Raw genomic sequence first — 18592 nt, forward strand, 5'->3', positions numbered from 1 at the left:
TCCGGGAAGACGAAAGGACCCGCGCCACGGGAGGGGGTCGTGGCGCGGGCCTTTTCGGCTTACGAGGTTGGTCTTGGGCGGGCCTCGCGGCCCGCGGGGTCACTCAGACTCAGACGTTGGCCTCGTGGCCGATCGCCAGGCCCGAGACCGGGTCGAAGAAGTGCAGGTTGTGGGTGTCCACGACCAGCTCGATGGTCTGGCCGGGGCGGACGTGGCTACGCGAGTTGACGCGGGCGGTCCACAGCGACTTGTCGCCGACGAGCGGGAGGGTCGCCTCCTCGTCGTCACCGGCGTCGGCCGCGGCGACCGTGTCCTGGTGCACGACCGGCGGGGCGTCGATCAGGAACAGCACGTTGATCTCGGAGCCCAGCTCCTCGGTGACCTCGGCGCGGACCTGCAGGTGCGTCCAGCCGCCGGCGGAGCCGTTGGCCGCGGTCGAGTCCTCGAAGTCGGAGGGACGGATGCCCAGGATGATCTTCTTGCCGAAGTACTGGTCGAGGCCGGGCTTCTCGGCGAAGGTCGACTCCGGCACCGGCAGGCGAAGGTCGGCGAAGGCGACGTAGGCGCCACCGTCACCGCGCACCAGCTCGGCGGTGACGAAGTTCATCGAGGGGGAGCCCATGAAGCCGGCGACGAACAGGTTGACCGGCTTGTCGAACAGGTTCTGCGGGGTGTCGACCTGCTGGAGGAGACCGTCGCGCAGGACGCAGACGCGGTTGCCGAGGGTCATGGCCTCGACCTGGTCGTGGGTGACGTAGACGGTCGTCACGCCCAGGCGCTCGTGCAGGGTGTTGAGGGAGGCGCGCATGGAGACGCGGAGCTTGGCGTCCAGGTTCGACAGCGGCTCGTCCATGAGGAAGGCCTGGGGCTCACGCACGATCGCGCGGCCCATCGCGACACGCTGACGCTGACCACCGGAGAGCGCGGCGGGCTTGCGCTTGAGGTACTGCTCGAGGCCGAGCATCTTGGCGGCCTCGCCGACGCGCTTGGCGATGTCCGCCTTGGGCATCTTGCGGAGCTTCAGACCGAAGGCGAGGTTCTCCTCGACGGTCATGTGCGGGTAGAGCGCGTAGTTCTGGAAGACCATGGCGATGTCACGGTCCTTCGGGGGCAGATGGTTGACCATCTTGTCACCGATGAAGATCTCGCCGCCGCTGATGTCCTCGAGACCGGCGATCATGCGCAGGGCGGTGGACTTGCCGCAGCCCGACGGCCCCACCAGAACCATGAACTCCCCGTCCTTGATCTCAAGGTCGAGAGCGTTCACGGCTTTTACGCCGCCTGCATAGATCTTGTCGACTTTGCTGAGAACGATGGAAGCCATGAAAGTCCTTAGCGCTTCGGGCCAACCCCGTGTTTACCCGGTGTGGATACGTTTTCATGCATCTCACCGGAAACGGACATCAGTGTCAAGAGGTAGGTCGATTTTGGCTTGTCAGAAGCACTTCTGTTACCTCTCCGCACTGGATTGACCACGGAAACCATGATGGAATCGTTTCCATGAGCATGCGTCGTACGACCATCAAAGACGTCGCGGGAGCAGCCGGGGTCGGGGTCGCCACGGTGTCACGAGTCCTGTCCGGCGGCTCGGCGAGTCCCGAGACCAGGGAGCGGGTGCTGAACGTGGCCGCCCAGCTCGACTACCGGCCCAGCGCACTCGGCCGCAACCTGCGCCAGCAGAGATCGGGCGGGATCGGGCTGCTGCTGCCCGACATCACCGACACCTTCTACGGCCGCCTGGCCGACGGCGTGCTGGCCTGTGCTCGCTCGGCGGGCGAGCCGGTGATCCTGGGCACGACCGGCGACGACCCGGAGCGCGAGGCCGAGCTGATCGGCATGCTGATGGAACAGGGCGTGGACCGGGTGATCGCGGTTCCCTCCGGCGACGGGGAGATCTGGGCGCCGACCCTGCGGGCCGGGCTCACCATGGTCTTCGCCCACCGGCTCTCGACGGGGCACGACGACGTGCCCGCGGTGCTGGCCGACGACCGCGCCGGCGTACGGACCGCGGTGGACTACCTGACGGGGCTGGGCCACCGCCGCATCGCCTATCTGGGCGGCCCCGGGCAGGAGCAGCGCCTGTCGGTCTTCCGCCAGGCGCTGGGCTCCCTCGTGGACGAGGAGCTCATCGTCGTCGCGCGGGGCAGCCGCGACTCCGCCTACGCCGCCGCCGCCGGGCTCTTCCAGCACCGGCCCGACCTGACCGCCGTGCTCGCCGGGGGCAACCTGCTGGGCGAGGCGGCCGTGCTGGCCGCCAGGGAGCTGGACCTGCGGGTGCCCAGGGACCTGTCACTGATCATGTTTGACGACGTGCCCTGGGCCGAGCTGTGCGCTCCGCCGCTGACCGTGATCGCCCAGCCGGCCCAGGACATCGGCTACCGCGCGGCCGAACTGGTGCTGCGCGAAGGTGGCCGGCGCCCGCGCGGCGTGCTGCTGCCCACCGAGCTGATCGTCAGGGGTAGCTGCGCGCCCAGGAGGACGCCGAACAAGAACGGTTGAACCGATCGGTCAGAGAGACTTCTCGATCGCCTCGACGACCGCGGGGTCGTCGGGCTGGGTGCCCGGCCTGAACCGGGCCAGCACCTCTCCCTCGCGCGAGACCAGGAACTTCTCGAAGTTCCATTTGACGTCTCCGGCCTCCCCCTCGACATCGGGAGTAGAGGTGAGCTCGACGTAGAGCGGGTGCCGGTCCTCCCCGTTGACGTCGGTCTTGGCGAGCAGGGGAAAGTCCACGCCGTAGGTGACGGAGCAGAACTCCTGGATCTCCTCGGCGGTGCCCGGCTCCTGACCGGCGAACTGGTTGCAGGGGACGCCGACGACGGTGAAGCCCCGTTCGCCATAGGCCTGCTGGAGGCCGACCAGTCCGGCGTACTGGGGGGTAAGGCCACATCTGGAGGCCACGTTGACAATCAGGACGGACCTGTCACCGGCCAGCTCGGCCAGGGTGGTGGACACGCCGGTGAGAGTGCTGAGAGGGGTATCACGGAGACTCATGCTCCGCAGCCTAATCCTCGTGTCGCATTGGAGAGCCGGTGCCCCCGGGGGGTGCGACATCATCGATGCGATATATGAGATGTCAAACCATTCACCAGGCCTTTTGTCACCTGCGGACCCTTCGTTGACACAAAAACCGACAGGCGATGTCGGCATGACCGCCGCAGAGCCGTCCGGACGTCGCATCGGCCTCCCCGCGGGGCCCGGGCGGACGGTGGCCCCGCGGGGTCCGAACCGCCCCGGGGAGTGCCGCGGATCACCATATGGGGTGCGAGCTCTTTTCCCGTCGCGGAGCCGGCCCCGATTTGAAACCCCATGCCGAAGCTATTTTCGGTTCGGTCCTCCATAGAGAAGAATCGCCTGTCGTAATTCGGTACCCGCCGAATCGCCTTTAGACCACGAAGATCGGGCAAACACCTTTCCTCCGCGTGTCGCATCCGCCTCTCAATGATCCCTCGGCGTACTAGAAAGCGGCCTAGAGAGATCGTCGCGGTGTCTCATGCCGGAAACAGGCCGGCGAGACCACGCGGGCATTCCTCACCCGAGCCACGGGCGCTGGATCGCCAAGCACGTGAGAGCACCTCGTGCCCTCACGTGCCTCCCGCACGCGGCCAGAGGACAAGGATCACCTTGAACAGCTACCGCCTTGTGCGCAACACCGTCGTGACCATGATCGCCGCGTCGACCATGGTCGGATCGGCGGCGGTGGGGCGAGCAGAGGAGACCGTCGAACCATCCGGGAAAGGAACGGAGGAGACGGTCCGCGAGGACTCATGGTCCACCCAGGCCGAACCTGGGGTCACGATCCGCGAGAACATCAGGACCGCCCAGGCCGAGCCTGGGGTCACGGTCCACGAGGGCATCTGGTCCACCAAGGCCGCACCCAGGGCCGTGGTCCGCGAGAGCACCTCAACCACCCGGGCGAAGCCCGGGGTCGCGATCCGTCGAAGCACCTGGCCCACCCGGGCGAACCCCGGCGTGACGGCCCTCGGCGGAACCTCGTCCATCCGGGCGAGGCCCAGCGTCGCCATCCACCAGAGCACCTGGTCCACCAAGGTCGCACCCAGGATCAGGCTGGCCACAAGGACCGCCAAGGGCAGGAACAAGGCGATCGCTTATCGCCTCGTCTCCCGCCGCGCGTGGTCACACAGCCAGTTCCGATGTCTGGACAGCCTCTGGACCAGGGAGAGCAACTGGAATCACCGGGCCTACAACCAGTCCTCGGGGGCCTACGGCATCCCGCAGGCGCTGCCGGGTTCGAAAATGGGCGGCAGTGGCGGGGACTGGCGGTACAACCCGTTCACACAGATCCACTGGGGTCTGAACTACATCAAAAGCCGTTACGGGTCACCGTGCGGCGCATGGGGTCACTTCCAGTCCAGTAACTGGTACTGACCCCGCCGGGGAGCTTCCAGGGGAAGGGAACGCTCCCTGGTGACGCCCGGGACCTGGCCGGTCCCGGGCGTCACCTTTTCAGCCGTACGGTTATCGCCTTTACGAGCAGTTCCAGGCCGAACTCGAACTCCGACTGGTGGTCGCAGTCGCTCAGCACCGAGGCGAGCCCGCTCCCCTCGGGGAACAGCTGGGGATCGACATCCTTGACCGCGAGGTCCAGGCCGTGGGTCGGAGCGAACGTCGGGGTCACCCCGACCTCCCGCAGCAGTGAGCCCACGAGACCCTGGGCCTGAGCAAGTCCGAGACCGAACGCCACGCGGAGGTCGCCGAGACGGTGGCCCTCGGCGTCGACTCCTGACCTTCCGTACGTCAGGGCAGGCCGAAGACGCTCACCCCCGTACGTCACGGCAGGTCGAAGACGCTCAGTCTTCGTACGTCACGGCAGGCCGAGGGCGCTCGAACCTCCGGTACATCCCTCCGCACGTCACGGCAGATCGAGGGCGCTCAGACCCAGCAGCAGGGTCTGTCGCTCCCTCGTGGTCAGGGTCTCGTACGGCACGGCCGCGCGGCGGTTCGTCTCCGCCTCGATCCGGTCGCGGACGGCGCCCGGCGTCAGGGCGATGATCTGCGCGGCGGTGAAACCCTCCTCCGCCCAGACGGCGGCGTGAACGTCGGCGCGGTGGTAGCGCAGCGCGGCCAGCCGGTTGAACAGGAGCACGCCCGCGGGGGTTCCCTCCGGCTCGTAGGGCGGCGAGGCCTGGGCGAAGGCCGCGCCGCCGCTGTCCGCGCCGGCCGCCAGGAGTCGTCCGGCGAGGTCCGCGAGCTCGGGCAGCCGGTCGGCGTGGTCCGCCCACAACGCGCCGGTCACCGTCGCGTGCACCTCGTACAGGGCCTCGATGAACGCGAGCGAGATGTCCGTCGCGTGCAGCTCGCCGTCGTCGACGAGGATGCCCTGTGCGATCTGCGCCTCGATCTCGGCCCGGTCAAAGGGGTTGTAGCGGTAGAGGGCGGTCAGTCCCTCGGGGGTCAGCGGCCGGATGGGGAGCACGTAGCGGAGATCGATCATCAGCTCCGTCTGAAGACCCGACTGCCTGACGAGCTCCCGGCCGATTGGCCGGCTCGCGACATGGACACCCAGGTGAACGGCATCGATCAGCGGAGCGATCGATGCCGCGTAGCCCGGCAGATCATCGAAGCGTGACATGCTGCGCCATCTTGCCCCATTTTTGATGGGTCAGGAGACGTCATTCGATGCCTGGCAGCTAACCGGCCACCCGCCACCCACCGTCGACCCCCCCGAACGGACCGGGCGGACCGGATGGACGAGCGACCCGGACGGACCAGGCAGACCGGATGGACCGGATGGACCGGATGGTCGAGTGACCCGGACGGATCAGGCAGGCCGGACAGACGAGCGACCCGGACGGACCGGACGGACCGGACGGCCAGCGCGTACCTACCGGGTGAGCACGAGGCTGAGCGCTCCGAGGGTGACGGCGAGGGTTCCGAGCCAGGCGATGAGGGCGTCCACCCGGTTGTCGAGGGGGCGGCCTCCCCGGACGGCCTCCTGGGCGTTCCGGTAGCGGGTACCGGTACCGGTGAGCAGGAGCGCGCCGCAGAAGACGGCCGGGGCGAAGGGGATTATGGCGATCGCAGGTGTGCCGGTGCGCAGGGCGAGGCCCGCGCCGCCCAGGCCGGTGACGGCCAGCAGCGCGGCGGTGCGAACCCAGGCCAGCCGGGTCCGTTCGCTCTGCAGGCCTTCCCCTCCCCTGAGGCTCGACGGCAGGTCCGAAGGCTCCTCTCCCCTGAGACTCATCGGCGAATCCGAAGGCTCCTCTCCCTGGGGACTCATCGGCGAAGCAGGAGACTCCTCTCCCCGAAGGCTCGACGGCAGATCCGGAGACTCCTCTCCCTGGAGGCTCGACGGCAGATCCGGAGACTCCTCTCCCTGGAGGCTCGACGGCAGATCCGGAGACTCCTCTCCCCGAAAGCTCATCGGCGGAACAGGATGAGGACCAGGGCGAGAACGGCTACGGCGGCCACGCCGTAGCCGAACAGGGGCGCGAGGGCCGGGGGCGGGAGCGGGGCGGCGCGGCGCAGGGCGCGCTGGATCAGGCGCCAACGGGGGTACGCCATCGCAGCCGACAGGGCGGACAGCGACACGAGGATGACCGCGAGCACGGTCCGCATCCAGGGCACGAAGACGTCGGCGGAGACCGCCGCCATAGCGACGCCGCCCGCGCTCAGCGCGAGCGACGTGCTCAGCCAGGTCAGGAACGTTCGTTCGTTCGCGAGCGTGAACCGGGGGTCTGGCTCGTTTTCCAGGGTCTTCATGAGAACGACGCTATTTCAGCCACATTCCCCCTAGAGAACCCGGGATTGAGCGGAGGCTCAGCCGCTGCAGGCGCCGGCCAGCTGCTCGACCCACTTCACCGAGTCGGTCGCGACCTTCTGGGCCGCGTCGACGGCGTTGTTGGCGTTTGTGGCGTTCAGTCCCTCAAGGTCCTTGGAAACGCCTTCGGCGGCTTCCTTGAGCGTGGTGTTGGCCGCCTCGTCAGCCAGAGTGCCGAGTTTGGCGGCGCCGTCGTTCAGCGCCTTCTCCATTTCGGCGGGGTCGTTGACCAGGCCGGCGACCTTCGCCGCCGTCTCGGTGACGATGCCCGTGGCCTGAACGCACTGCTGAGCCTTGTCGATGCCCTGGCTCACGTCCTGGATTTCGGAACATCCGGTGATGACGAGGAAAGCGGCCAGAACCGAGGCGGAGAGGATGGGAATTCGTCGCGGGAGAGGTCGCATGCCTCGACCCTACCCAACGGGCCGCCGCGACAGGCGCCTGTCGCGGCGGTCATTGTCCGCCTCCCGCTCCGCGGAGCGGGAGACGCTCACCATGTGGCCCGCGCGGGCGCACGACCTGCCGCTCCGCGAAGCGAGAACGGCTCGGCATGGCCCCGCACGGCGTGCACGGTCGATGAAGCGGGAACGGGGAAAGGGAATCACTGAAGTTCTCCGAACGGTTGTGCCGGACCTCCGCCGTACGGGGCAAGGCGGCCGAGTTGGAACCCGGCTCTGGAAGTACGATCATTGGATGTCTAAGTAAGGGGAGAACATGAGTGTTTGTGAGCACATCGTTGAGGCGCAGAACCCGTCCCCTGGGACGCCGCAGGGGTGCGAGGAATGCCTGGCGGCCGGCACACGCTGGGTTCACCTGCGCAAATGTCTTACGTGCGGGCACATCGGTTGTTGTGACTCATCGCCCAGCAAGCACGCCACGGCCCACTACAAGGAGACCGGCCACCCGGTCATGGCGTCCTTCGAGCCGGGCGAGAACTGGCGCTGGTGCTTCGTGGACAACGTCATCGGCTAGAGGGGCCCGTCCTCGGGCGTAGAACAGACGTCACCGCCGGACGGCCGGCTCCTGCCGGGGCCGGTCCTCCTCGCGGGGCGGCCTGACGGGGGACGGTCCTTTCCCATCAGGCGTTCACGGAGCCGGTCCTCCTCGCGGGATGGCCTCACGGGCCGTCAGTCCCGCTCCAGGGTGGCCTCTTCGAAGTCGATCTCGTGGATGATCCTGCGGAGCACCTCGTCCTCGATGCGTCGCTCGTCGCGGAACCGTACGAACACCTCACGCTCGACGACCAGCATCTCCCTGCGCAGCCGCCGGTAGATCGTGCTGGGGGTCTCCTCCCCCTCCTGGCCCGTGCCGCCGCCGAGCCGCTCCCAGGCCGTGAGGGTCCGGCGTTCGGACCGTGACCTGAGCTGCTCCACGATGTCCTCGTGGACGTCGGCGACGCCCTCGGCGACAAGCTCATCCAGCCGGGCGAGCCCGGCGGAGGCGGCCGCCTGCTGGGCGGCCGCCTCGGCCAGGTTGTCGGTGTAGAGCTCCTGTTCGTTGGAGACCTTCAGCCGGCGGATCAGCGCCGGGAACGACAGACCCTGGACCAGCAGGGTTCCGATCACCACCACGAAGGTGAGGAAGAGCAGTGTGGGCCGGCCCTCGAATTCCAGGGGGATGGCGAAGGCCGCCGCGAGGGAGACCACCCCGCGCATGCCCGCCCAGCTCACGATCGCCACGTTCTGCCAGGCCACCGGATGCGGCTCGCGCCCCCGGAACCTCCTGGCCAAAAATCCCGGCAGGTAGCTGGTGGGCACGACCCAGACGACCCTGGCGAGCACCGCGGCGGCGAAGACCGCCAGCGCCATCCCCGTGAGCTTCCACCGGTCGTCCCAGTCCAGCGCACTCATGATGGGCCACATCTGCAGGCCGATCAGCACGAAGACGATCGACTCCAGGAAGAAGTCCATGACTCGCCAGACGGCGTCGGACAGCAGCCGGGTGCCGAAGCCCGCCCGGGGCATGCGGTGCCCGATGTAGAGACCGACGATCACGACGGCGATCACGCCGGAGACGTGGATGTACGGGCTCTCGGCCACGAAGTAGACCGCGAACGGGGTGAGCAGCATGACCGTGTTCTCGACGAGCGCGTCGCGCAGGCTCAGCAGCACGCGGGCGAGTATCCAGGCGAGCACGACCCCGACCAGCACGCCGCCCACCGCCGAACGGACGAACTCGATGGTCACGGACTGCCAGGTGGCCGCCCCCTGGCCCAGCGCCGCCGCGATGGTCACCCGGTAGAGGGTGAGCGCGGTGGCGTCGTTGAACAGGCTCTCCCCCACCAGGATGGTCACCACCTTGCGGGGCAGCCCGAGCCTGCGGGCCACCGCGACCGCGGCGACGGCGTCCGGCGGCGCCACGATCGCGCCCAGCGCGAACGCGGCGGCCAGCGGCAGCTCGGGCATGAGCAGGTGGACGACCCACCCGATGACCAGCGTGGTGAACAGCACCAGGCCGATCGAGAGCAGCGCGACCGGGCTGCGGAAGGCCTTGAGCCTCAGGTAGGAGCTGTCGATCGCGGCGGAGTAGAGCAGCGGCGGCAGGAACACCAGCAGGATCAGGTTGGGGTCCAGCTGGTAGCCGGGAACCAGCGGCGACAGCACCAGCCCGACCAGCACCAGCACCAGCGGGGACGACCACCCCATGCGCCTCGCCACGGCGGCCACCGCGATCGCGATGACCGGCACCACCAGTATCTGTACCGCCAGAGCCTGGTCCATCCCACCCCTACCGACAGAGAACGATCAGCATGCGGAACCATGCTCACATACGCGCATTAACGCGGAATTACCGTACGCAGAGTACGCGCAACCGTTCCATACACGCGCACGGGCTCCGCGGCCGTGATCGCCTCCACCTGGCCGGGGTCTGCCCGCCCCACCCTCGCGCATGACCTCGACGCCACACCGCGCCACCCGCGTCAACGTCCTGCCGCTTCACGCGCGGGCCAGGCGCCTCACAGATGGCGGGAGGACCCTGACGGCCCGATCACCGGTCGACGCCTCGCCGATGGCGGGGGCCCTGACGGCCCGATCACCAGTCGCGGCGCTCGTCTCGCTCGTCCCGGCGCCGCCCTTCGCGGCGCTCGTCCCGCCGATCGTCGTAACCCTGGTCGTCATGGCGCCGCTCGTCGTAACGCTGCTCGTCGTAGCGCTGCTCGGGACGGAGTCTCTCCCCGGTGGCGTGCGACGGCTCCTGGATGTAGGGGCGCGGCGCCAACTGCTCGGGCTGCTGGCCGCGCAGGCCCAGCGGGTCGGACGGGTCCACGTTCTGTTGCTGGTAGGCGGGCGGCGCGCCGTACAGGTCGCGCAGGTCCGCCGGGTGACCGGCCTGCGGGGACTGCGGCGGGCCGGGTTGCTGGGCGCCGAACGCGTAGAGGTCGGGCTGGACCGGGGCGGGGTAGCCGTAGGGGTCGGGCTGGGCCTGGTAGGCGGGCTGCTGCTGTTGCTGCTGGGCCGCGAACCCGAAGGGGTCGGTGGAGTGCTGCTGCCCCTGGGGCGTGTAGGGGTCGGCGTGCGACTGGTGCGCGGACGCCGGGAACTGGTCGGCGTGGGCCGCGAAGGGGTCGACCGGCTGCCGGCCCGCCGGCGCGGTGAACGGGTCCACGGGCTGCTGGGGAGGCACGCCGTACGGGTCCGGCTGGCCTCCCGGAACGGCGAACGCGTCGGGCTGCTGGCCCGGCGTGCCGTACGGGTCAGGAGAGGCGCCGTACGGGTCGGACGCGCCGTACAGATCCTGATGGCCCTGCGAGGCGCCGTAGGGATCCGGTTGCGAGGTCGGGTAGCGGTCGCCGGGCATCTGGTACATCGGCTCGCCGGAGCCGAGCGGCCCCGCGGACTGCCCGTAGGGCAGGGCGTCGCCCACGATCATGTTCTCGCGCGGCACCGCGTCGCCCGCGCCGTAGGCGGCCATCCGGTCCTGGGATCGATCCGGGGACTGTGGCGCGGTGCCCCGGGCGACGAGCACGTCGTTGGGCCCGAGGGTGGCGACCTGGCGTGGCTCGTCGAGCGGCGGGGCGTGACCGACCGGGTCGGCGTACGGCTGCGGAGGCTGGGCGTAGTCCTCCGAGCGCGGCCGGGCATACTGCCCGGTGGCGGGGAACTCACCGTGCACCTGGTGCTCGACCATGTGCGCGGGCTCGCCCGCCTCGTCGGGATACTGGCCTCCGGCCTCGACAAAACCCTCGTCGAGGGTGTCGACCAGACGTCCCACGTCGTCCATGGGCATGCGGAAACTCGCAGTGCACATCTCACCGCGCCACAGGCTCAGCACCAGCGTGCCTTCGTGCCAAGTGACCCGGAGCACCCGCTCCTGGCCACGCTCGTCAAAGAACACCTCGCCGAACGACGGCAACGGGACAACTTCCGACATGGAAGACATAGTGCTTCAGCCAGCCTTTATTCGTCCACTCGACCTCAGAAAACTCTACCGAACCGACCTTTCCACCCCCATCTTCCGCCCCAGCAACACCAGAACGGTAGATCTTCCTTGACCTTTGGGGGATTGGCGAGCCGGGTGATCGAGCCAGTTTGCCACGGAACATGAGCCCCAGGTTTGCGAATACCGCGATGCGTCCGCGCAGTGACTCCCCGGAGCAGCCGCGATTGTCAGGGCGAGCGGGTACGGTTGGCTGTCGTGCCAACCGACTCCATCGCCCCTCCCGAAGACGTCTCCTCAAAGGTGGATATTCCCCCAGTTGAGGATTTGCTGAGCATCGCCGTCGAAGCCGTCGGCGGGGTCGAGCGCCCCGGCCAGATAAAGATGGTCCAGGCGGTGCAGCACTCGATCGAGTCGGGTGACCACCTGGCCGTTCAGGCGGGCACGGGCACGGGCAAGTCCCTGGCCTACCTGATCCCCTCGATCCGGCACGCGATGACCTCCGAGGGAGCCGTGGTCGTCTCCACCGCCACCATCGCGCTCCAGCGCCAGCTCGTGGACCGCGACCTGCCCCGCCTCGCCGAGGCGCTCGCCCCGCAGCTGCCGCACGAGCCCAAGTTCGCGATCCTCAAGGGCCGCCGCAACTACCTGTGCCGTTACAAGGCGAGTGCCGGATGGCCCGACGACGAGCAGGACCAGCTCTTCGACCCCCGCGAGGTGAACGCGACGGGGCGCATGGTCCAGCGCATCCAGGACTGGGCGAACGAGACCGAGACCGGCGACCGCGACGAGCTCGTCCCCGGTGTCAACGAGCAGGCGTGGCGGCAGTTCTCGGTGAGTGCCAGGGAGTGCCTGGGCGCCACGCGCTGCCCGAGCGGGCCGGAGTGCTTCGCCGAGCTGGCACGGGCCCGCGCCGGGGAGGCCGACGTCGTCGTCACCAACCACGCCCTGCTCGCCATCGACGCGATGGAGGACTTCCCCCTCCTGCCCGAGCACGACGTGGTCGTGGTGGACGAGGCCCACGAGCTGGTCGATCGGGTCACCTCGGTGGTGACCGGCGAGCTGTCCGAGAACATGGTCTCGCTGGCCGTGCGCCGGGTCGGCAGGCTGATCGACCAGCCCACCTCCGACCGGCTCATGGAGTCGGGAGAGGATCTCAAGGCCCTGCTCGCCGCCGCGCCCGCCGGGCGCCTCGACGAGCTGCCCCAGGTGCTCGGGATGACGCTCGCCCTGGTCCGCGACTCGGCGTGGGCGTGCATCACCTCCCTCGGCCCTCGGATGGGCGCCGACAAGGACGACCCCGAGGGCGCGGGCCTGCGCAAGGCTGCCTTCACCGCCCTGGACGAGATCCACGACACCGCGCAGCGGATGCTTGACGCCTTCGGTCACGCCGAGGAGATCGACCGGGCCGAGGTGGTCTGGCTGGAGGCGGGCACCGAGCGACGCCCGCCCCTGCTCCGGGTGGCGCCGCTCACCGTGGCGGGCATGCTCCGCGACAAGCTCTTCGGCGACCGGACGGTGATCCTCACCTCGGCCACGCTCGCTCTGGGCGGCGCCTTCGACGGCCTGGCCCGCCAGTGGGGTCTGGGTTCCGGAGACGGTGCGAAGGACGAGGCCCGGCTGACCGCGAGCACCGCGAACGGCGAGACCGGGGACGAGCCGAAGAACGGAGCCAGAGACGGGGCGAAGGACGGAGCCAAGGCTCGGCCGAGGAAGCGGGCCGGCTGGACCGGCATGGACGTCGGCTCGCCCTTCGACCATCCCCGCAGCGGCATCCTCTACGTCGCCAAGCACCTGCCGCAGCCGGGCCGCGACGGCCTGCCCGAGGCCTACCTCGACGAGATCACCGAGCTGATCGAGGCCGCCGGGGGCCGCACCCTCGGCCTGTTCTCCTCGATGCGCGCGGCCAAGGCCGCCACCGAGGCCCTGAGGGACCGCCTGAGCGTGCCCCTGCTCTGCCAGGGCGACGACTCCACGATGCTGCTGGTCAAGCAGTTCGCGGAGGACGAGCCGACCTGCCTGTTCGGCACCCTGTCCCTCTGGCAGGGCGTGGACGTGCCTGGCCCCTCGCTGCGGCTGGTCATCATCGACCGCATCCCCTTCCCCCGCCCGGACGACCCCCTGAGCTCCGCCCGCCAGCGCCACGTCGCCGCCAAGGGCGGCAACGGCTTCATGGCCGTCGCCGCCACCCACGCCGCCCTGCTTCTCGCCCAGGGTGCGGGCCGGCTGCTCCGCAGCCAGCACGACAAGGGCGTGGTCGCGATCCTGGACCCCCGCCTGGCGACGGCCCGCTACGGGAGCTTCCTGCGCGACTCCCTGCCGCCCTTCTGGCCCACCAACGACCCCGCGAAGGTCCGCGACGCCCTCAAGCGCCTCGGCTCGTCATAGGGACTGTCGGCCGGGGGCCTCGCGACAAGCGTGCCCTGGATCTTCCTGGAGGCGCCGGCGCCTCCAGGAAGAGCACCTCAGCTCGTCCCGGAGATATCTGCATGCGGCTTTTGACGAGCGCCTCAGCTCGTCGTCGAGGCGTCGGGGTGAGGCCGCTGCCGAGAACGGAAAGATCCGCGTTTCCCGTTTCCCGGCAGCGCACCGTTCCGGCGCCGCCGGACCCGGCCCGGCGAGCCGGTGGCCTGTCACTCCGGGATCGCCGGAAAGCCCGGGTTGCCGGAAAGCCCGGGTTGCCGGAAAGCCCGGGTTGCCGGAAAGCCCGCCCCGTCAGGAGCCGGTCATACGACGACGGATGCTCGACGTCCGGAGGCGGCCGCTAGGGAAAGATCCTCAGATCCGGGCGCTTGGGATCGACGGCGTCACCCGAGGAACGCCCGCGCAGGCGGCGGCCGAGCCAGGGGCCGAAGTGCTCGCGGACCCACTGGGCGTCCTCGCGGCGCTTGGCCCTGCGGTCCACGTGCTCGCGGGGCGGCCAGACCTTGCGCCAGTCGTCGTCGCAGTCGATCCCGAGCACCTGGCAGATCTTGGCGGCCACGATGCGGTGGCCCTCCTCGTTCATGTGCAGGCGGTCGTCGCTCCATGCCCGCCAGTCGCGCAGGCCCTGCATCGACCACTGGTCGACCAGGCGGCAGCCGTACAGCTCGGATATGGACCTGACGTGCATGTAGAAGATCGCGAACGTGCCGCGGGCGCGGCGCATGATCGGGGTGTCGCGCGGGTCCACGCCGGTGAACAGCAGCACCTCCGCGCCGGTGGCCCGCAGGTCCCGTACGGCTCCCGCCAGCTTCTTGGCCATCCGGTCGGGGTCGCTGCCCGGCCGGAGCAGGTCGTTGCCTCCGGCGCAGAAACTGACCAGGTCGGGCCGCATCTCGATCGCCCGCGGAACCTGGTGCTCGACGATCTGGTCGATGAGCTTGCCGCGCACGGCGAGGTTGGCGTAGCGGAAGTCCGGGTCGAGCGCGGCCAGCCGCTCGGCGACCCGGTCGGCCCAGCCCCGGAAGTGACCGTTCACACCGGGGTCGTTCAGCCCCTCGGTGAAGCTGTCGCCGAGGGCGACGAACGAGGAGAAGGAGCGGTCGCGCGCGGGGCCACTCGCCGAGTCACTCGCCAGGCCGTTCATCGGATCACCCGCCGAGCCATTCACCGGACCGTTCATCGGGTCACCCGCCGAACCATTCACCGGACCGTTCATCGGGTCACCCGCCGAACCATTCACCAGGCCGTTCATCGGGTCGCTCGCTGAGTGGCCGTTCATCGGATCACTCGTGGGGCCGCTCGCCGGACCGTTCATCGGGTCACTCACCGGGTCGCTCATCGGGCACTCACTCAGCAGAGGTCTCGGCGATGGCGTGCAGCGCGAGCACGTAGGACCTCAGGCCGAAGCCTGCGATCGTACCGGTGGCCACGGCGGCGACCACCGAGTTGTGCCGGAACTCCTCGCGGGCGGCCGGGTTGGAGATGTGCACCTCGACCAGGGGCGCGGTGCGCTGGGCGATGGCGTCGCGCAGCGCGTAGGAGTAGTGGGTGAACGCCGCCGGGTTCAGCACCACCGGCACCCGGCCGTCGGCCGCCTCGTGCAGCCAGCCGAGCATCTCGGCCTCGTCGTCGGTCTGCCGGACCTCCACCGAGAGGCCCAGCTCCCGGCCGGTCTCCCGGCAGAGCGCTGTCAGGTCCGCGAAGGTCTCCGCGCCGTAGACGTCGGGCTCACGGGTGCCGAGCCGCGACAGGTTCGGGCCGTTGAGCACATAGACGGATCTCATGGAATCACTACCACTCTTCAATGGCCGCGTGTCTGCGACACGGCCGACGTTCTGTGCTCACCACTCCACGCCGTTTCATCCGCGGCTCCGCCCGTCGCCTCGCGCACCGCGACCGAGCCGCTCCGCCCGTCACTCCGCATATCGGAGCCGAGCCGCTTCGTCCGTCATTTCGCGCGCACCTCGGGCGGGTCGCACCCGTTACTCAACGGGCCACCTCGTCGTAGGCGGCTTCGAGCAGCGCCTCCGGCGGGTCCTCCAGCGGGGAGAGCTTCGCCAGGTCGTCCAGGAGGATGAAACGGAGCTTGGCGCCGCGGCTCTTCTTGTCCAGGCGCATGTGGTCGCGGAGCTCGGGCCAGGCCTCGCGGCGGTAGGCGGTGGGCAGCCCGACCGAGGTCAGGATGGACCGGGTCCGCTCCACAAGGTCGGGGCCGATCCTGCCGGCCAGGCGGGACAGCTCGGCGGCGTAGACCATGCCGATGGCGACGGCCTCGCCGTGACGCATCTGGTAACGCTCGACCCGCTCGATGGCGTGGGCCAGGGTGTGTCCGTAGTTGAGGATCTCCCGCAGGCCGCCCTCACGCAGGTCGGCCCCGACCACGTCGGCCTTGATCTGGATCTTCCGTTCGATCAGCTCGCGGGTGTGCCGTCCCTCGGGGAGCCTGGCGCCCTCGGGGTCGTCCTCGATGAGCGTCAGGATCGTCGGGTCGGCGATGAAACCGCCCTTGATGATCTCCGCGAGACCGCCGACGTAGTCGTCGCGGGGCACCGAGACCAGCGTGGCCAGGTCGCACAGGACCCCGGCCGGAGGGGAGAAGGAACCGACCAGGTTCTTGCCCTCGGGGGTGTTGATGCCGGTCTTGCCGCCCACCGCGGCGTCGACCATGCCGAGCAGGGTCGTCGGCACCTGCACGACCTTGACACCACGTAGCCAGGTGGCGGCGACGAAGCCGGCCAGGTCGGTGGTGGCTCCCCCGCCGACGCCGACCACGGCGTCGGATCGCGTGATGCCGTGACGGCCGAAGGCCGACCAGAGCTCGGCGGCCACCTCGATCGTCTTGGCCCGCTCGGCGTCGGGCACCGGCAGCGCGACGACCTCGTATCCGGCCGCCTCGATCGCGCCGCAGACCGGCCGCGCGATCTCCGGCAGGCTCGCCGGGTGGATCACGGCGACGGTGCGGACCTTGGGCCCGAGAAGGCCGGGGAGCTCGCCGAGCACCCCGGCGCCGACCACCACGTCGTAGGGGGTGTCTCCGTCGACCTTGATCCTGGAGATCGTCACGGCTCCAGGCCCTTCACGATCTCGTCGACGACCTCGTCGGGCTTGCGCTCGTCGGTCGCCACGGTGATCCGGGCCAGGCCCTCGTAGATCGGGCGGCGGGCGTCCATCAGCTTCTTCAGCTGGCTGCGCGGGTTCAGCACCAGCAGGGGGCGCGCCGAGGCCAGACCCACCCGCTGCACGGCCTGTGAAAGACCGATCTCCAGGTAGACCACCGTGTGACCGGCCAGCAGCTCGCGCGTCGCCTCGTCCAGGATGGCGCCACCGCCGAGGGACAGCACGCCGCCGTGCTCGGCCAGCGCCCGCCGTACGGCCTCCGCCTCCAGCTCGCGGAAGCGCTCCTCGCCGTCCTCGATGAAGATGTCGCCCACCGACTTGCCCGCCACGGTCTCCACGTCGAGGTCGGTGTCACGGAAGGCGACCCCGAAGCGGTCGGCCAGAAGCTGGCCGACGGTGGACTTGCCCGATCCGGGAGGACCGATCAGCACTACTCGGGGACTCACTGTGCCTCCTCAGCTCGCGTCTCGCCCGCCCGGGAGTCGATGCGGCTCCCGCGGGTGCGCCCGCTCACTTGATCACCATCGAAGAAAGGTATCCGGACAGGTTGCGCGCGACCTCCTCGACGGAGTCGCCGCCGAACTTCTCGATCGCGGCGTCGGCCAGGATCAGCGCGACCATCGCCTCGGCGACGATCGCGGCGGCCGGGACCGCGCACACGTCGGAGCGCTCGTGGTGGGCCTTGGCCGCCTCGCCGGTCAGCACGTCGATGGTGGCCAGCGCCCGGGGCACGGTGGAGATCGGCTTCATCGCCGCGCTGACGCGCAGCGGCTCGCCGTTGGTCATACCGCCCTCGACGCCGCCCGCCCGGTTGGTGATCCGGTGGACCCCGTCCGCGGTGTTCTCGATCTCGTCGTGGGCCCTGGAGCCGGGGCGGCGGGCGGTCTCGAAGCCGTCGCCGACGGCGACGCCCTTGATCGCCTGGATGCCCATCAGGCCGGCGGCGAGGCGGGCGTCGAGGCGCCGGTCCCAGTGGGTGTAGCTACCCAGGCCCGGAGGCAGTCCGTAGGCGATCACCTCGACGACCCCTCCGAGGGTGTCGCCGTCCTTGTGCGCCTTGTCGATCTCGGCGACCATCGCGGCGCTGCCTGCCGGATCGGCGCAGCGCACCGGATCGGCGTCGATCGCCGCCAGGTCGCCGGGGCCGGGCATGACGCCCGGGGTGGTCTGCGCCTCGCCGATCGAGACGACGTGGCTGACGATGTCAACGCCGAGGGCCTGCTTGAGGAAGCTCCGGGCGACCTGGCCGAGCGCGACACGGGCGGCGGTCTCGCGGGCGCTGGCCCTGTCGAGCACGGGGCGGGCGTCGTCGAAGCCGTACTTCTGCATCCCGGCGAGGTCCGCGTGGCCGGGCCGGGGACGCGAGCGCGGCGCGTTTCGGGCCTGCCCCTCCAGCAACGCGGGGTCCACGGGGTCGGCCGCCATGACGGTCTCCCACTTGGGCCACTCGGTGTTGCCCACGCGGATGGCGACGGGGCTGCCGAGCGTGCGACCGTGCCGCACGCCGCCCACGACGTTCACCACGTCCTGCTCGAACTTCATCCGGGCGCCGCGGCCGTAGCCCAGACGACGTCTCGCCAGCGCCTCATCGATATGGGCCGTGGTCACCTCCACCCCGGCGGGCATGCCTTCCAGGATCGCGACGAGCTCGGGGCCGTGGGACTCTCCGGCAGTCAACCAGCGCAACATGATGACAAGTCTTCCATGTGCCGCCCACTGGAATGGCCCCAGCTCACCGGGTGAGACGTCGGCCGGCATGCCGAAACGGTCGTACCGCCCGACATCGGGTCACATGAATCACAACAAGGCTGTACAAACCCGCATCGGGCCAGCTGGTCATAACGGGGTCGGCCAGACCGGCACCGGGTCGTACGAGCACCGGGCGGGGTAGCG

The 18592-nt window shown here is 69.7% G+C and carries 18 protein-coding genes; 4 read left to right on the forward strand and 14 right to left on the reverse strand.

What is annotated here, in order from left to right; genetic code table 11:
- Positions 1 to 109: 109 nt before the first annotated feature.
- A complete protein-coding gene (locus DKM19_RS32070) occupies positions 110 to 1324 on the reverse strand; it encodes an ABC transporter ATP-binding protein (RefSeq protein ID WP_089206496.1) in 1215 nt (404 codons plus the stop codon).
- A gap of 176 nt (positions 1325 to 1500) precedes the next feature.
- Between DKM19_RS32070 and DKM19_RS32075 the strand changes: the two genes are divergently transcribed.
- A complete protein-coding gene (locus DKM19_RS32075) occupies positions 1501 to 2499 on the forward strand; it encodes a LacI family DNA-binding transcriptional regulator (protein WP_110700859.1) in 999 nt (332 codons plus the stop codon).
- Between the two features lie 9 nt (positions 2500 to 2508).
- Here DKM19_RS32075 and DKM19_RS32080 read toward each other — a convergent pair whose 3' ends face one another.
- On the reverse strand, positions 2509 to 2994 hold the full coding sequence (locus tag DKM19_RS32080) for a glutathione peroxidase (protein ID WP_110700861.1): 486 nt from the start codon (positions 2992 to 2994) through the stop codon (positions 2509 to 2511).
- Between the two features lie 630 nt (positions 2995 to 3624).
- On the opposite strand from DKM19_RS32080, the gene DKM19_RS51070 reads away from it, so the two are divergent.
- Positions 3625 to 4389: a hypothetical protein gene (locus tag DKM19_RS51070; protein WP_204358339.1), complete on the forward strand. Its 765-nt coding sequence runs from the start codon at positions 3625 to 3627 to the stop codon at positions 4387 to 4389.
- A 70-nt stretch (positions 4390 to 4459) separates the two neighbouring features.
- Here DKM19_RS51070 and DKM19_RS32090 read toward each other — a convergent pair whose 3' ends face one another.
- From DKM19_RS32090 to DKM19_RS32110, 5 genes are all read right to left on the reverse strand, one after another.
- Positions 4460 to 4705, reverse strand: coding sequence for a hypothetical protein (locus DKM19_RS32090; protein WP_204358340.1), 246 nt, complete (start codon positions 4703 to 4705; stop codon positions 4460 to 4462).
- 168 nt (positions 4706 to 4873) lie between these two features.
- Positions 4874 to 5593 carry a hypothetical protein gene (locus tag DKM19_RS32095; protein WP_110700863.1) on the reverse strand — a complete coding sequence of 240 codons (720 nt, stop codon included), beginning with the start codon at positions 5591 to 5593 and terminating at the stop codon, positions 4874 to 4876.
- 252 nt (positions 5594 to 5845) lie between these two features.
- Complete coding sequence (locus DKM19_RS32100) at positions 5846 to 6205, reverse strand: DUF202 domain-containing protein (protein WP_110700865.1); 360 nt, start codon at positions 6203 to 6205, stop codon at positions 5846 to 5848.
- Positions 6206 to 6381: 176 nt separating this feature from the next.
- Entirely contained in the window at positions 6382 to 6723 is a 342-nt protein-coding gene (locus DKM19_RS32105) for a YidH family protein (protein ID WP_089206491.1), read from the reverse strand.
- A 57-nt stretch (positions 6724 to 6780) separates the two neighbouring features.
- Entirely contained in the window at positions 6781 to 7185 is a 405-nt protein-coding gene (locus DKM19_RS32110; RefSeq protein ID WP_110700867.1) for a hypothetical protein, read from the reverse strand.
- Positions 7186 to 7495: 310 nt separating this feature from the next.
- Here DKM19_RS32110 and DKM19_RS32115 point away from each other — a divergent pair, with 310 nt between their 5' ends.
- On the forward strand, positions 7496 to 7753 hold the full coding sequence (locus tag DKM19_RS32115; protein ID WP_110700869.1) for a ubiquitin carboxyl-terminal hydrolase 14: 258 nt from the start codon (positions 7496 to 7498) through the stop codon (positions 7751 to 7753).
- 155 nt (positions 7754 to 7908) lie between these two features.
- Here DKM19_RS32115 and DKM19_RS32120 read toward each other — a convergent pair whose 3' ends face one another.
- Both DKM19_RS32120 and DKM19_RS32125 read right to left on the reverse strand, forming a co-directional pair.
- Positions 7909 to 9501 carry a Na+/H+ antiporter gene (locus DKM19_RS32120; protein WP_110700870.1) on the reverse strand — a complete coding sequence of 531 codons (1593 nt, stop codon included), beginning with the start codon at positions 9499 to 9501 and terminating at the stop codon, positions 7909 to 7911.
- Positions 9502 to 9814: 313 nt separating this feature from the next.
- Positions 9815 to 11152 (reverse strand): hypothetical protein, encoded by a 1338-nt coding sequence (locus DKM19_RS32125; RefSeq protein WP_162641938.1) that lies wholly within the window; start codon positions 11150 to 11152, stop codon positions 9815 to 9817.
- Positions 11153 to 11416: 264 nt separating this feature from the next.
- Between DKM19_RS32125 and DKM19_RS32130 the strand changes: the two genes are divergently transcribed.
- On the forward strand, positions 11417 to 13546 hold the full coding sequence (locus tag DKM19_RS32130) for an ATP-dependent DNA helicase (RefSeq protein WP_110700874.1): 2130 nt from the start codon (positions 11417 to 11419) through the stop codon (positions 13544 to 13546).
- Between the two features lie 376 nt (positions 13547 to 13922).
- On the opposite strand, the gene DKM19_RS32135 is transcribed toward DKM19_RS32130, so the two are convergent.
- From DKM19_RS32135 to aroC, 5 genes are all read right to left on the reverse strand, one after another.
- Positions 13923 to 14726, reverse strand: a complete 804-nt coding sequence (locus DKM19_RS32135; RefSeq protein ID WP_110706148.1) for an SGNH/GDSL hydrolase family protein — start codon at positions 14724 to 14726, stop codon at positions 13923 to 13925.
- A gap of 202 nt (positions 14727 to 14928) precedes the next feature.
- Positions 14929 to 15366 (reverse strand): type II 3-dehydroquinate dehydratase, encoded by a 438-nt coding sequence (aroQ, locus tag DKM19_RS32140; protein ID WP_110700876.1) that lies wholly within the window; start codon positions 15364 to 15366, stop codon positions 14929 to 14931.
- A 202-nt stretch (positions 15367 to 15568) separates the two neighbouring features.
- Entirely contained in the window at positions 15569 to 16645 is a 1077-nt protein-coding gene (aroB, locus tag DKM19_RS32145) for a 3-dehydroquinate synthase (protein WP_110700878.1), read from the reverse strand.
- The gene (locus DKM19_RS32150; RefSeq protein WP_110700880.1) at positions 16642 to 17145 is read right to left on the reverse strand and encodes a shikimate kinase; all 504 of its coding nucleotides are present in this window, start codon (positions 17143 to 17145) and stop codon (positions 16642 to 16644) included. Before DKM19_RS32150 ends, aroB begins: the two co-directional genes overlap by 4 nt.
- A 64-nt stretch (positions 17146 to 17209) precedes the next feature.
- Positions 17210 to 18388 (reverse strand): chorismate synthase, encoded by a 1179-nt coding sequence (aroC, locus tag DKM19_RS32155; protein ID WP_110700882.1) that lies wholly within the window; start codon positions 18386 to 18388, stop codon positions 17210 to 17212.
- Positions 18389 to 18592 lie beyond the last annotated feature (204 nt).

The organism is Streptosporangium sp. 'caverna' (genome assembly GCF_003203775.1).
In the GTDB taxonomy this organism is placed as follows: Bacteria; Actinomycetota; Actinomycetes; order Streptosporangiales; family Streptosporangiaceae; genus Streptosporangium; species Streptosporangium subroseum.

Excerpts from the sequence above, each read along its gene's own strand:
- DKM19_RS32080 (WP_110700861.1), bottom strand. The coding sequence starts at position 2,994 with ATGAGTCTCCGTGATACCCCTCTCAGCACTCTCACCGGCGTGTCCACC.
- DKM19_RS32110 (WP_110700867.1), bottom strand. The coding sequence starts at position 7,185 with ATGCGACCTCTCCCGCGACGAATTCCCATCCTCTCCGCCTCGGTTCTG.
- DKM19_RS32100 (WP_110700865.1), bottom strand. The coding sequence starts at position 6,205 with ATGAGTCTCAGGGGAGAGGAGCCTTCGGACCTGCCGTCGAGCCTCAGG.
- aroC (WP_110700882.1), bottom strand. The coding sequence starts at position 18,388 with ATGTTGCGCTGGTTGACTGCCGGAGAGTCCCACGGCCCCGAGCTCGTC.
- DKM19_RS32120 (WP_110700870.1), bottom strand. The coding sequence starts at position 9,501 with ATGGACCAGGCTCTGGCGGTACAGATACTGGTGGTGCCGGTCATCGCG.
- DKM19_RS32095 (WP_110700863.1), bottom strand. The coding sequence starts at position 5,593 with ATGTCACGCTTCGATGATCTGCCGGGCTACGCGGCATCGATCGCTCCG.
- DKM19_RS32070 (WP_089206496.1), bottom strand. The coding sequence starts at position 1,324 with ATGGCTTCCATCGTTCTCAGCAAAGTCGACAAGATCTATGCAGGCGGC.
- DKM19_RS32135 (WP_110706148.1), bottom strand. The coding sequence starts at position 14,726 with ATGAACGGCCTGGCGAGTGACTCGGCGAGTGGCCCCGCGCGCGACCGC.
- DKM19_RS32125 (WP_162641938.1), bottom strand. The coding sequence starts at position 11,152 with ATGTCGGAAGTTGTCCCGTTGCCGTCGTTCGGCGAGGTGTTCTTTGAC.
- DKM19_RS32105 (WP_089206491.1), bottom strand. The coding sequence starts at position 6,723 with ATGAAGACCCTGGAAAACGAGCCAGACCCCCGGTTCACGCTCGCGAAC.
- DKM19_RS32115 (WP_110700869.1), top strand. The coding sequence starts at position 7,496 with ATGAGTGTTTGTGAGCACATCGTTGAGGCGCAGAACCCGTCCCCTGGG.
- DKM19_RS32075 (WP_110700859.1), top strand. The coding sequence starts at position 1,501 with ATGAGCATGCGTCGTACGACCATCAAAGACGTCGCGGGAGCAGCCGGG.
- aroQ (WP_110700876.1), bottom strand. The coding sequence starts at position 15,366 with ATGAGATCCGTCTATGTGCTCAACGGCCCGAACCTGTCGCGGCTCGGC.